General features: G+C 40.4%; 12 protein-coding genes. 7 read left to right on the top strand and 5 right to left on the bottom strand.

Going from position 1 to position 13,877, the window contains the following annotated elements; genetic code table 11:
• The first annotated feature begins 275 nt into the window (after positions 1-275).
• Positions 276-1,196 carry a hypothetical protein gene (locus AB657_RS03440; protein WP_047245217.1) on the top strand — a complete coding sequence of 307 codons (921 nt, stop codon included), beginning with the start codon at positions 276-278 and terminating at the stop codon, positions 1,194-1,196.
• Positions 1,197-1,303: 107 nt separating this feature from the next.
• A complete protein-coding gene (locus tag AB657_RS03435; protein ID WP_047245216.1) occupies positions 1,304-1,711 on the top strand; it encodes a thiol-disulfide oxidoreductase DCC family protein in 408 nt (135 codons plus the stop codon).
• Positions 1,712-1,747: 36 nt separating this feature from the next.
• Here the strand turns inward: AB657_RS03435 and AB657_RS03430 are convergent, their stop codons facing one another.
• Positions 1,748-3,073 (bottom strand): dicarboxylate/amino acid:cation symporter, encoded by a 1,326-nt coding sequence (locus tag AB657_RS03430; RefSeq protein WP_047245215.1) that lies wholly within the window; start codon positions 3,071-3,073, stop codon positions 1,748-1,750.
• Between the two features lie 61 nt (positions 3,074-3,134).
• On the bottom strand, positions 3,135-4,199 hold the full coding sequence (gene aroC / locus AB657_RS03425) for a chorismate synthase (protein WP_047245214.1): 1,065 nt from the start codon (positions 4,197-4,199) through the stop codon (positions 3,135-3,137).
• Positions 4,200-4,389: 190 nt separating this feature from the next.
• Here aroC and AB657_RS03420 point away from each other — a divergent pair, with 190 nt between their 5' ends.
• Entirely contained in the window at positions 4,390-5,244 is an 855-nt protein-coding gene (locus AB657_RS03420) for a UDP-2,3-diacylglucosamine diphosphatase (protein WP_047245213.1), read from the top strand.
• A gap of 3 nt (positions 5,245-5,247) precedes the next feature.
• Here AB657_RS03420 and AB657_RS03415 read toward each other — a convergent pair whose 3' ends face one another.
• Positions 5,248-8,160 carry an FAD-binding and (Fe-S)-binding domain-containing protein gene (locus AB657_RS03415; RefSeq protein WP_047245212.1) on the bottom strand — a complete coding sequence of 971 codons (2,913 nt, stop codon included), beginning with the start codon at positions 8,158-8,160 and terminating at the stop codon, positions 5,248-5,250.
• A 93-nt stretch (positions 8,161-8,253) separates the two neighbouring features.
• Here AB657_RS03415 and AB657_RS03410 point away from each other — a divergent pair, with 93 nt between their 5' ends.
• Positions 8,254-8,745 carry a hypothetical protein gene (locus tag AB657_RS03410; RefSeq protein ID WP_047247776.1) on the top strand — a complete coding sequence of 164 codons (492 nt, stop codon included), beginning with the start codon at positions 8,254-8,256 and terminating at the stop codon, positions 8,743-8,745.
• A 106-nt stretch (positions 8,746-8,851) separates the two neighbouring features.
• Positions 8,852-9,985, top strand: a complete 1,134-nt coding sequence (locus AB657_RS03405; protein WP_047245211.1) for a TlpA disulfide reductase family protein — start codon at positions 8,852-8,854, stop codon at positions 9,983-9,985.
• Positions 9,986-10,082: 97 nt separating this feature from the next.
• Here AB657_RS03405 and AB657_RS03400 read toward each other — a convergent pair whose 3' ends face one another.
• Positions 10,083-10,733, bottom strand: a complete 651-nt coding sequence (locus AB657_RS03400) for a rhomboid family intramembrane serine protease (protein ID WP_047245210.1) — start codon at positions 10,731-10,733, stop codon at positions 10,083-10,085.
• A gap of 59 nt (positions 10,734-10,792) precedes the next feature.
• On the opposite strand from AB657_RS03400, the gene AB657_RS03395 reads away from it, so the two are divergent.
• A complete protein-coding gene (locus AB657_RS03395; RefSeq protein ID WP_047245209.1) occupies positions 10,793-11,686 on the top strand; it encodes a lysophospholipid acyltransferase family protein in 894 nt (297 codons plus the stop codon).
• 97 nt (positions 11,687-11,783) lie between these two features.
• On the opposite strand, the gene glmM is transcribed toward AB657_RS03395, so the two are convergent.
• Positions 11,784-13,172 (bottom strand): phosphoglucosamine mutase, encoded by a 1,389-nt coding sequence (gene glmM / locus AB657_RS03390; protein WP_047245208.1) that lies wholly within the window; start codon positions 13,170-13,172, stop codon positions 11,784-11,786.
• Between the two features lie 94 nt (positions 13,173-13,266).
• Here glmM and AB657_RS03385 point away from each other — a divergent pair, with 94 nt between their 5' ends.
• Positions 13,267-13,851, top strand: coding sequence for an acyl carrier protein phosphodiesterase (locus AB657_RS03385; RefSeq protein WP_047245207.1), 585 nt, complete (start codon positions 13,267-13,269; stop codon positions 13,849-13,851).
• The last annotated feature ends 26 nt before the right edge of the window (positions 13,852-13,877 follow it).

Here is a 13,877-nt window from a genome sequence, read left to right as displayed (position 1 = left end):
AAAACAAATTATCTAGGTCAAACGCATCTGCGAATAGGGCCAAGTCGCTTTTTGGTTTCATCCTCCGCTAGCCCTATAAATTACTTAATCTCCCATAAAATAACCATGAGGATATTTTCAAAGGTCATGGCACCAATTGTTGATAAAAGTGTTGAAAACCAATAGGTTATATTATTTATTGAATAGGAAAATTCTTCGAATTTCGCACGGATAACCATGATAACCAAACGATTCGATCTTTGAACGTTAGACATAATCCCATAAAAAGAATCCATATGAAACAAAACCCTTTCTCTCTATACGATTTTTTAGGTTATTTAATTCCAGGCTCGACGGTCATTTACCTTTTCTTGATTATTGAAAATTGGACAAGTGTAAATGGAAAAAACAGTATAGAAGGAATTTTTTCTTCTGTATCAAAATATGATTTTCAAGAAATATTCTTTTTTATAATCATTTCTTATTCCTTAGGACATTTGATAAGTTTCATATCGTCAATTACTGTAGAAAAATATGGAAATTGGAAATATGGTTATCCCTCAAAAACAATAATAGGATATACAAAAGAATCTTATTGGATAAAAAAAAGTCTACCTGAAGGCTCAAAAGAAACAAAACTCCTTTACGAAGTAGAAAAAAACAACAACAAAGATAGAAAATTAAGCAATGTTGGTCGGGGGCTTTTACTTATTTTACTTATTCCTTTGGTTTTAATAGAATTCTTGTTTGGCACATTACTCAACTTTAAGAATTTTTATTCGAAAGGTCTTGATGTTGCTCTAACAGATATAATTAAAGAAAATGTTCTTCTATTATTAAACTCAAAAAAACTATCAAATTCCAAGGTCTTTATTGAAAGTGACTTAAAGGATATTGATTTTAATAGAATTGTTCATCATTATGTATTTGAAAACAGTAGAAAACATCAATTTAGACTGGTAAATTATGTTGCTTTATATGGTTTTTTGAGAAATCTAGTCCTTGCTTTTGTTTTATCTTCCTGGTATTATTTAATAATCAGTCTTAAAACAATCAATACGGCATACTATATAAATTGGAGTATGATAGGTCTCAATCTATTACTAATGGGACTCTCTTTCGTTTCATTTATGGCATATATGAAATTTTATAGAAGATATACACTAGAAGGGCTTATGTTATTAGTTGTGGACAAGACAATAGAAGAGCAACACTGAACTAAATCAGTCGATCTAAATAATCCACATTTATCTTGATAAACACCCATAGCAACACTAAAACCCTCCCCCTAGGTCATCATGCTAGATCATCTTATCTTTACACCGTGGAAAATTCAAAACAAATCATTTTGTTCGACGGGGTCTGCAACCTCTGTAACGGGGCCGTGCAGTTTGTCATAAAGCGCGACCATAAAGACACCTTCCGCTATGCGGCCTTGCAAAGTGAGGTGGGCCAACGCCTGTGTTCCGAGCGGGGTATCGATACCTCGCAGGTAGATTCCATCATCCTTATAGAACCTGGGGTGGCTTACTACGTCAAGTCCGACGCCGCCCTCGAAATCGGCAATCAATTGAAGGGTTACAAGACCCTATCCTCCATTTTACAATGGATTCCCCGAGGTTTGCGCGATATCGTATACGATTTTGTGGCCCGTAACCGTTACAAATGGTACGGCAAAAAGGAAGCTTGTATGATCCCTACCCCCGAACTGAAGGCTAAATTTTTAGATTAATTACCATAAAAAAAAGAAACGGTGTTGTTCGCACCGTTATTTTACCTCGTCGTAGTGGTCGTCCCAATTCTGCACCTTGGGTTCTCCCAACTTTCCGACCGATTTGGCCACGATCATAGACACACAGGCATCACCGGTAACGTTTACCACGGTACGCAACATATCCAATGGTCTATCTACCGCAAAGATCAGAGCGAGTCCGATCGCCAATTTATCTTGTGGAAAACCGATAGATTCCAGAACAATCACCAACATTACCATACCGGCGCCCGGTACGGCAGCAGAACCTATGGAGGCCAACAAGGCCGTTAATACAATGGTCAACTGGGCCGACAATGGCAGGTCGAAACTTAGGGCCTGCGCAATAAACACCGCCGCGACCCCTTGGTAAAGACTGGTACCGTCCATATTTATAGTGGCCCCTACAGGAAGCACGAAACTGGACACCTCCTTATCTACCCCAATATGCTCCTCTACACGCTCCATGGTCACCGGCAACGTAGCGGCACTAGAACTGGTAGAAAAAGCCAACAGCTGGGCCGGACTCATTTCTTTTAAGAATTTCCATGGATTGTATCGTGCAAAAACGGCAACAAAAAGACTATAACATACGATCATCAACAGCAAACCGACCGTAACTACACCTGCATATTTTAAAAGTGCGATCAACAGCTCCGAATCACCCGACGAAACTACCACATTGGCCAAAAGGGCAAAAACGGCCACAGGAGCGGAAAGCATGATCAGATCTACCATCTTCAATACCACATCGTTCATCGAATCAAAAAAGTTCTTTAGGGGTCGGGCTCTTTCCTCTCCGATCAACAGCATTGAAATACCCATAAAAATGGTAAAGAATATGACCTGCAGCATCAAACTATTGTCACCCAAGGCCTTAAAGGCATTATCGGGCACCATATCCTCTAAAAACTGAAGCGGTCCGCTATCTTTTTGTCGTGAAGCCTCTTCTAGTTTAGAGGTCACCCCACTATCATTGGAGTACGCTTCGGTCAGTTGGGCAATCGTCTCTTCCGATATACCCTCTCCCGGCTTAAGAATATTTACCAAAATAAGTCCTATAAATATAGCAATAACGGTAGTGGCTACGTAAATGGCGATGGTACGCAAACCTATGTTGCGAAACTTTGAGATATCCTTTAAATCGGAAATACCTTTGATCAGCGAGGCAAGAATCAATGGTATGGCGATAAGTTTCAGTAGTTTTACGAAGATACTACCCAAGGGTTTGACCCAATCTCCTACAAAATCACGACCCCACGATACTTGGGTCATTAAAAAACCAAAAAGAATGCCCAAAAGCATTCCTATTAGAATTTTCCAATGTAGTTCTAGTTTACGCATATTACTGTTCTTTTGGCTCAATATACCAAATTGAACGCATACATGCCACTCCTAAAAAAAATTAAATTCTATTTGTTCTCGAGAGTAATTTGTAATCCGCTAAGACTAAGGCAGTCATGGCTTCAACAATAGGAACCGCCCTAGGCACCACACAGGGATCATGCCTGCCTTTTCCTTGTGTTTTTACCATATTCCCCTCACGGTCTATGGTTTCGTAGCCCTGTATTACAGTAGCCACTGGCTTAAAGGCTACATTAAAATAGATATCCATTCCGTTACTGATGCCTCCTTGAATGCCACCACTGTAGTTTGTTTTGGTGCTACCATCGCTATTAAAAGGGTCGTTGTGCTCACTACCCTTCATGGTGACCCCGTTAAAACCACTACCGTACTCAAAGCCCTTTACGGCATTGATGGACAGCATTGCCTTGCCCAGTTCGGCATGCAACTTATCAAAGGCCGGCTCGCCCCAACCCACAGGAACATTTTTGGCCACACAGGTAATCACCCCACCTATGGTATCGCCCTGTTTCTTGATCTCTTTGATATATGCTTCCATTTTGGAAGCCATTTCCGGATCGGGACATCTAACTGCATTTTTTTCGGCAGCCGATAGATTTAGCCCAGAATAGCTTTTTTCAAGTTTTAGATTCCCCACTTGGGAGACGTACGCCGTTATCTCTACATCTTGCAAGAACTGTTTGGCTATAGCACCGGCCACTACCCTACTGGCCGTTTCACGGGCAGAACTTCTTCCACCGCCCCTGTAATCGCGAAAGCCGTATTTTTTATCGTACACATAATCGGCATGCGAAGGTCGGTACGAATCTTTTATATGTCCGTAATCCTTAGATTTCTGATTGGTATTATGAATCGCAAAACCAATGGGGGTACCGGTGGTCTTACCTTCGAACATACCGGAGTATATTTCTACCTCGTCGGGTTCTTTTCTTTGGGTCACAATGGCCGACTGCCCTGGTTTACGCCGATCCAAATCTTTTTGGATCAAACTTAGGTCCAGAGCTATTCCGGCGGGACAACCATCTAAAACTCCTCCAATAGCCCTACCATGTGATTCTCCGAATGTAGTTACCCTAAATAAATTACCAAAGGAATTTCCCGCCATAATATTTATCAAAATGTTGATCGCAAAGGTAAATTTTATATGCTTTAGAGAAAAATTTACCCATCACTTAAAGTTAAATTAAAGTTGTTTGCCCCGCATAATGATTATTTAACACTTTGCTTTACAAATGTTGATATCATAACCCACTAAAGAATAAACCATTAAGACTAATTTTGCCTAAACTTCTATCTTGAAAAAAAGAAAATTAGATATAGCCCTCATATCAGATGTACATCTTGGTACATACGACTGCTATGCTGATGAATTACTTGCCTACTTATGCAGCATACAGCCAAAAACATTGATCCTAAACGGAGATATCGTTGATATATGGCAGTTTAAAAAAAGTTACTTTCCAACCTCTCACTTAAACGTCATAAAGAAAATCGTATCCATGGCATCAAAGGGTACCGAGGTATACTACATTATGGGAAACCACGACCATGCCCCCAAAACACTTGCCAACATCTCTTTGGGAAACATCAAATTCTGCAGAAAGCTGGTACTGGACCTACACGGTAAAAAAGCTTGGTTTTTTCATGGTGATGTCTTCGATATTCCATGGATAAACGGACGATGGATGGCCAAATTGGGAAGCTTTGGTTTTTCGCTCCTGATCAATTGCAACAAAATCAACAATTGGTTGCTAAAAAACCTCAAAAAAGAAAAGTACTCCTTGGCCAACAAAATAAAGAACAACGAAGAATGGTCTGAGAAATATATCTCCAATTTTGAAGAAACCGTAATCGACGTGGCCATAGAAAACCACTATGACTATGTTTTATGTGGACATATACACCAGCCTAAAAAGAAGAATGTAGAAACCGCCAAGGGGAGTACCACTTACCTAAACTCGGGCGATTGGGTAGAAAACCTGACAGCTTTGGAATATTCGTTAAAAAGATGGAAGCTTTACCAATATAAAAACGACAAATTGTCGCCATTCTTTATGGACGAGGCCCTAAAACAAATGAACATCAACGAGCTCATTGCCTCCATATCCGCCAAGGCGGAAAAAGAGCAGAACAAAAAAGACCTGACATAAAGACTACACCAACAAAGCCTTTCTCAAAATACTTACCGGATGTTCGGCTATTCTTTTGGTACCATCAAAAATTTGATGTCTACAACTTGTTCCGTTCGCGGCTATAAGCGTATCTGGATCTGACTTGGACACCGCAGGAAAAAGTTTTAAACCTCCTACCTTCATACTGGTTTCGTAATGTTCCTTTTCATAACCAAAAGACCCTGCCATACCACAGCAGCCCGAAGGTATGATCGTAACCTTATAATTCTTTGGTAGGTTTAATACATCAAACGTTACCTTTTGGTTGCTCAAGGCCTTTTGATGACAATGGTTATGAATCTTTATCTCTTTTTTCTCTTCCGTAAAGAGCGAAGCATCCAATGTACCCTCTTGTATTTTTAACGATAGGAACTCTTCTACCAAAAATGAATTACCCGCTATTTTCTCGGCCACTTCGGCATCTTGGATCATCCGCTTGTATTCATCCCTAAAAGATAGTATGGCGGATGGCTCCAACCCCAACACCGGCCATTTTTTCTCGGCATAGTCCAACAAGGCCACGGTATTTTTTTCCACTAATGATTTTGCTTGCTTCAAAAAGCCTTTGGACAGAAAGGTTCTACCGCTTTCCGCATAGTACAGCTCCACATCAAAACCCAGCCCGGTTAACAGATCAATGGCATCTTTACCAACAGTGATATCTAGATACTTGGTAAATTCGTCGATATATAAAACAACCTTCTGCTTGTTTATAACACTCTTATTATTAGCCTTTTGAAGGTGTTTATCAAAATTAAAACTATAAACACTTGGCAAGGTTCTCTCTGGGGCCACCCCAGCAAATTTCTTAAGTACTCCCCCTAAAGATTTCGATTTATAGAGCGTATTGGTAATGCCCGAAAATTTACTTCCCAAGCGATTTAACCCTGTGTTATAGGCAAACAACTTACCTCTTAAAGGATAGCCGTTCGCTTCTTGGTATTGGTATAGGAATTCTGCTTTTAGGGTAGCCACATCCACATTACTGGGACACTCACTGGCACAGGCCTTACAGCTTAGGCAAAGGTCAAAAACCTCTTTTAACTCTTTTTGGTCGAACTTGTTCTTTTTGTCGGAGACCGTTAAAAACTCCCGTAAGGCATTGGCCCTGCCCCTAGTGGTATGCTTTTCGTCTCGCGTGGCATGAAAACTTGGACACATGGCACCAACGGCCTGCTCCGTCTTTCTACAATCCCCGCCCCCATTACACTTTTCCGCAGCCCTTAGAATACCTTGGCTATCGGAAAAATCGAGCAAAGTCTCTATTTCGGGCTCTTCTCGATCCACCTCGTACCTAAGGCTCTCGTCCATAGGATAGGCATCGACTATTTTACCAGGGTTAAGGATACCATTGGGATCAAAATAGGATTTTACCCTTCTGAGCAGCTCATAGTTTTCTTCGCCTACCATAATGGGAATAAACTCGGCCCTTACGATACCATCGCCATGCTCACCACTAAAGGACCCCTTGTATTTTTTGGTCAATCTAGCGACATCGGTAGTAATATCCCTAAACATAACAACATCATCGCCTTTTTTCAGGTTCAGAATAGGACGTAGGTGCAATTCTCCCGCTCCTGCATGTGCATAATAAACAGCGGACTGTTTATAATTTGCCATTATTTGCGAAAACTCACCGATAAAAGCCTTTAAATCACTGACGGCCACCGCTGTGTCCTCTATACAGGCAACTGCCTTACGGTCGCCTACCATATTGCCCAAAAGCCCTAATCCGGCCTTTCTAAGGGTTACGGCCTTGTTTACATCGTTGCCATAAAGTACAGGACTGGCATAACTCAAACCTGAGGTTTCGATAGTGCTTTGCAATTCTTTTAACTGACGGTCCAAATCCTCTTCGGTATGCGCTTTCACCTCTAGCATCAGCAAAGCTGCCGGATCGCCTTCTACAAAAAATCGATTCTTTAACTGCTCTCTATTGTTCTTTGTACAATCTAAAATCACCTTGTCCATCATCTCACATAGATGCAGGTTGTGCTGCATTACCGGTGCGACATCACTAAGGCAATCTTCGAGGGTCTTATAATGTGTAACCACCATGGCGGAGAGTTTTGGGGGAAGGTCCTCCAAAGACAAGGTGACCTCTGTTGTAAATGCCAAAGTACCCTCACTACCGCTCAACAGTTTACAGATATTTATTTTTTCGTCGGTATCGCCAAAAACATTGGTATTCAAAAGTTCGTCTATGGCATACCCCGTATTTCTTCTATGGATCTCGGGTTTTGGAAACTCTGAAAAAATACGTTCTTGCACTTCTTTGGGCGATAGCTCTTCGTATAGTTTTTTATATATGTTTCCTTCTAATGTATTCAGTTTTGTCTTTTCCTCGAATTCGGAAGTCGTCAACGCCTTGAACTCTGCCTCATTGCCGTCGGACAGAACGGTTTTTAGCGATACAATTTTTTCTCTGGTAATGCCGTATTGTATAGAGGTGGTACCCGAAGAATTGTTACCCACCATTCCCCCGATCATACAACGGTTTGCCGTAGAGGTATTGGGACCAAAAAAGAGTCCGTACGGTGCCAAATATTGATTGAGTTCGTCTCTAATTACACCAGGTTGTACCGTAATCTGTTTCTTCTTCTCGTCGAAGTCAAGAATTTTTGTAAAATACCTAGAGACATCCACCACAATGCCATCACCGACAACTTGACCTGCCAAAGAGGTACCTGCCGTACGCGGAATAAGACCCACCTTATGCTCGTTGGCAAAGGAAATAAGTTTTTTTATATCTTCTATGGTCTTCGGAAAAGCAACGGCCAACGGCTTTTTTCTATACACAGAGGCATCTGTTGCATATAAGGTTCTTGACAGTTCGTCGATCCGTAAATTTCCCTGTAGATCCTTATCTAATCGGGAGAGTAATTTAATATCCAACTTGGCACAATTTTGGTTGCTAAATTAAGTTTTATTGTTTGAGCAACAAGTTACAAAATGCTGCTTTTTGTTATAAATCTAAAAAAGGAACAGATGAAAATTTTAAATTATTTATCCGTATTAACTGTATTTATCACATTTTCAATGAATAGCCAAGAAATCTCCGATCATGCACTCGGATTGCGATTAGGGGACAGTGATGGTTTTGGCGCAGAAATATCCTATCAAAAATCCATTGGTCGTTACAACAGGGCCGAATTTGACCTTGGTTGGAGGGACAGTAGAAACTTTGACGCCTTTAAATTGGTCGGCCTGTACCAATGGGTAAGACCCATAGAAGGTGGTTTTAATTGGTATTATGGCGTTGGAGGTGGCCTTGGTAGTGTAGATTTTGTAAATGTCTACGATAGCGACGACGAAGGATTGTTCGTGCTGGCCGCCGGAGATATAGGTATTGAGTATCATTTTGACATTCCGCTACTACTGTCTTTAGACTTTAGGCCCGAAGTAGGCGTTCTGGGATACAGCGGTTTTTCCGATAATTTTGATTTTGATATAGGATTCGGTATCCGTTATTTGTTTTAAAACTCTTAAGTAAATATTAAAAAAGACCTTAAGCTAAATGCCTTAGGGTCTTTTTTTTATCCTGTTGAAGAATATAATTACCTTTGTTGTTCACAAAAAAATTGACATGAAAAAAATAGTACTACTTTCTTTTGGTTTCCTGACCATGCTAAGCTGCAACGAATCCTCTAACGGGTTTACCGTAAACGGTTCCCTACGGGGAGATATAGAGGACGGCACCCAAGTTTTCCTAAAAAAGATCGGGGACGACAACCAACCTGTAGAAGTGGATACAGCAATGGTTACCAGTGGTAAGTTTACCTTTAAAGGAGTATCGGAGAAACCAGAATTACACTACCTGTTTGTAGATAAGGCAAAAACGTACGCCGCCTTTGTTTTAGAGAACGGTGATATAGATTTCGAGGCTCAAATAGACAGCTTAGGTTATGCCAAAGTAGAAGGTACTACACAAAACGAACTATTTTCCGACTACATGAAACAGTCCAGGGAAATATCGCAACGCGCACAATCCATTCAACAAGATATGCAGCGCGCATCCACTACCGGAGGTTCGCAAGAAACCATGATAGCACTAAGGGATGAAATGCAAGAGCTACAGGAAGAATACCAGAATTTTGAAATCGACTATATAAAAAGCAACCCTAACGCTTTAATTTCTGCCTTGTTACTAGAAAGGGCAACAGCGGCCAAAATATTGGGAAGCGAAGAAATACAGGAACTTTACGATACATTTACCCCAGAGGTAAAAGATTCTAAACCGGGCCAACGTATCATCGAAAGCTTAGAGGTACTTAAAAAATCTGAAGAGCAGGCAAAAAATACCGCTATCGGTGCGAAGGCCCCAAATTTTTCGGGACCCAACCCAGACGGGGAAACCATTGCCCTGAACGATGTACTCGGAAAGGTAACCTTGATAGATTTTTGGGCGGCATGGTGCAGACCTTGTAGGGCCGAAAATCCCAACATTGTATCGGTTTATAAGAAATACCATGAAAAAGGGTTGAATGTTATTGGTGTCTCTTTGGACAAAAGTGCCGATGCTTGGAAAAAGGCTATTGCCGACGATGGCCTAGAATGGAACCATATTTCTAACATTGCCTATTTTGATGATGCCATCGCGAGGTTGTATAATGTAGATGCTATTCCTGCAGCGTTTTTGTTGGATGAAAACGGGGTCATCGTTGCCAAGAACCTAAGAGGCCCTGCGTTGGAACAAAAAGTATCCGAATTATTGGATTAATATACCGAAACGAACCATAAAAAGCCCGAGCATAAACTGCTCGGGCTTTTTTATTCTTAAAATCCTGATTAAGAAATAGACCTGTTCTTTCGGTGTATTATATTTTACCCATTTTCTCCAAAACAAAAAGAAGAACGATCGGCAATGCCAATAAAATAACCATTAAGGTATCTGTCTGCAGAAGACTTGGCATAAAGACCAAGGTGGCCAAATAGCCTCCGATGGCCCCTCCAAAATGGGCCGTATGCCCAATATTGCCCAATCTACTTTTCATACCATAAATAGAATAGAGCAAATACCCTATACCCAAGACGTAGGCCGGTAGCGGAATCGGTATAAACATAATACCCAAACGCATATCGGGTTGCAAGAGAATGGCCGCATACAGTATACCCGTTACGGCACCACTGGCCCCTACCGCACTATAATATGGTTCTTTTTTATGAAAGAACAGGGCCAACAAGCTTCCTGCCAACAAACTGATGAAATAGATTATAAGAAATTTGGCCTGCCCAAACCAGTTAATGACAACGTTTGCAAAAAAATACAACGTGAACATATTAAAAAACAAGTGGGCGATGTCCACATGCAAAAAACCCGAGGTAAGCATTCTTTCTTTTTGGCCACTGTTAATGGCCCCGATACTAAATTTGTACCTATCAAAAAAATACGAATCATTGAACCCTTTAAGCGATACCAAAATATTGGCACCTATTACCACGATCGTGGCCAAATCCATATTGTACATATAAAAACCCTTACTATTGGGTTCAAATATAGCTATATTTGCCCATTATAACAGAAGGCATGCAGCTATTGGTTTTTATATTGGTCTATCCATTTTTATGGGTTATTTCAATTTTACCACATCGATTGTTCTACGGATTTTCAGACATTATTTTTTTTATTGTCTACCACATTGTTCGGTATAGGAGAAAAGTGGTCGTCAACAATTTAAAATTGGTTTTCCCCCAGAAAGACGAGAAAGAAATACACAGGATCGAAAAAGCATTCTATAAACATATGTGCGATATGTTTTTAGAAATGGTAAAAACCATGAACCTGAGCAAGGAGGATGTCAAAAAAAAATACCATGTTACCAATATTGAGCTGTTAAGGGAGCTGGAAAAAAAACGTAGTATTTTAATTGTATGCGCCCACTATGCCAATTGGGAATGGAACGTAAGTATCAACAATTATATAAATGCCAAAGGATATGGTGTCTACCAAAAAATCGGCAACCACTATTTTGACAATTTTATAAAAAAGGTAAGGGCCCGTTGGAACACCACCCTGATCACCCAACAGCAAACGGTAAAGACGGTAGTAAGAAACCTGCGAGAAGAGGTTCCAAGCGTTTACGGAATGGTCAGCGACCAATCACCACAAGCCCATAAGGCACAATATTGGGCCGAGTTTATGGGAATAAAAGTACCGGTTTTTAACGGTGCGGAAACCATGGCCAGAAAATTGGGACTTGCCGTAGTCTTCTTAAAAGTATCAAAGGTAAAAAGAGGGTATTACCAAGCGGAGTTTACCACTATTACTGAAGACGGAAAAGAAACCCAAGAGAACGAAATAACCGATACGTTTTTACGCTTAACGGAACAACAAATCAAAGAAAGGCCGGAATATTACCTGTGGACACATAGAAGATGGAAACACCGCAATAAGAAACCTGCCCATTTCGCAAAAACCTGAATATTTCCAGAATAGACACCTTATAAAAAACATTCCCCCATATTATAAATACGGGGGAATATAAAATGCGGAAAAAATCCAACGTTTATTTTCTGTCTTAAATACCGGCCACTTCCTTTATTTCATCAATAATCCTTTCTGCCAAGGCGTCTGCTTCCGACTGGCTCTTAGCTTCGGTATATATTCTGATGATAGGTTCCGTATTCGATTTTCTAAGGTGTACCCAATTTTCAGGGAAATCAATTTTTACACCGTCTATGGTAGAAATTTCCTCGTTTTCATATTTCTCTGCCATAGCTTTCAAAATACCGTCTACATCCAGTTCTGGGGTCAATTGAATCTTGTTTTTGCTCATGTAGTAACTTGGGTAACTTGCCCTAAGCTCTGCTACGGTTCCTCCCTTTTCTGCCATAAGCATCAAAAACAAAGCGGTACCTACCAATGAATCTCGCCCGTAGTGACTTTCGGGATAAATGATTCCTCCATTACCCTCTCCCCCAATCACGGCATTATTGGCCTTCATTTTAGTTACCACATTTACCTCACCCACTGCAGCGGCCTCATATGTACCCCCGTGTTTTTCGGTGATATCCCTTAATGCCCTGGATGAAGATAAATTAGAAACGGTATTTCCTTTTGTCTTGCTTAGAACATAGTCGGCACAAGCAACCAAGGTATATTCTTCGCCAAACATTTCCCCGTCATTGCTAATAAAGGCAAGCCTGTCCACATCGGGATCAACTACGATTCCAAAATCGGCCTTTTCCTTCACTACCAACTCACAGATATCTGCCAAATGCTCTTTTAAGGGTTCAGGATTATGGGGAAAATGGCCTGTGGGGTCACAGTACAACTTAACCACTTCTACCCCAAGTTCTTCCAATAACTTAGGAATTGCGATACCCCCTGTAGAATTAACACCATCCACAACTACTTTAAAACCAGCCTTTCTAATGACATCCGCATCTACCAAGGATAGATCCAATACTTCATCTATATGTATATCTATATAACTATCGTTCTTGATTATTTCCCCAAGATTGTCTACTTCAGAGAAATCGAAATCCTCTTTTTCGGCTATCTCCAATATTTTGGCACCTTGAGCGGCATCCAAAAATTCTCCCTTTTCGTTCAACAATTTTAAAGCGTTCCATTGTTTAGGGTTATGACTGGCGGTAAGTATAATTCCCCCATCGGCCTTTTCTAAAGGAACCGCAATCTCTACCGTTGGTGTGGTGGAAAGGTCCAAATCTATTACATCTATTCCCAAACCTACCAAGGTAGATACGACCAAGTTTTGAATCATTTCTCCCGATAAACGGGCATCGCGACCTATAACAACTTTTAATTTATCCTTTTTTGAATAGTCTTTTAACCATATGCCGTAAGAAGCGGCAAATTTTACGGCATCGATCGGGGTCAGATTGTCTCCAGGCTTACCTCCGATGGTACCCCTTATTCCTGAAATTGATTTTATAAGTGTCATAAATCTAATTAAGTTTTTGCAAATATAAAGTTCTAAGTGAACTTGAGTGTTTATCAATTCGTAAATTCGACCTTAAATAAACAATACAGGATTAATGAACTTTCTTGCCCACATATATCTTTCTTTCGGGGATAAGGACATCACCATTGGAAATTTTATTGCAGACAGTATTCGCGGCAATAAATTTGACCACCTGCCAAAAAGAATCCAGAAGGGAATAACATTGCACCGTCATATAGATACGTACACCGATTCACATAAAATCCCGAAAATCAGTAGCAAAAGACTACATAAGAACTATAGTCATTACAGCCGTGTTATCGTCGATATCTTTTACGATCATTACTTGGCCAAAAATTGGAACGATTACTCCGACACCCCCCTAGAAGTATTCGTGGACAATTTTTATGACCAATTAGAGGAGAACTATGCTATTTTGCCCGATGGAACCAAAAGAATGATGCCCTATATGATTTCAGACAATTGGTTGCTTAATTATGCCAATATGGAAGGTATTTCGAAGGTTTTAAATGGAATGAACCGAAGAACCAACAATAAATCTAAAATGAACTTTGCCATTTTGGACCTAGAAGAGCATTATGCTGATTTTGAAAAAGAGTTCACTATGTTTTTTGAAGAATTGATTATCTTTTCAAAGCAAAAATTCAAGTCCTTATAAAGGATAGTGAGCAAACCATAAATTAA

Origin of the sequence: Maribacter thermophilus (assembly GCF_001020565.1) — a bacterium.
Lineage (GTDB): Bacteria > Bacteroidota > Bacteroidia > Flavobacteriales > Flavobacteriaceae > Maribacter > Maribacter thermophilus.
Note: the sequence above shows the minus strand (reverse complement) of the source record. Positions and strands in the feature narration are given on the sequence as shown.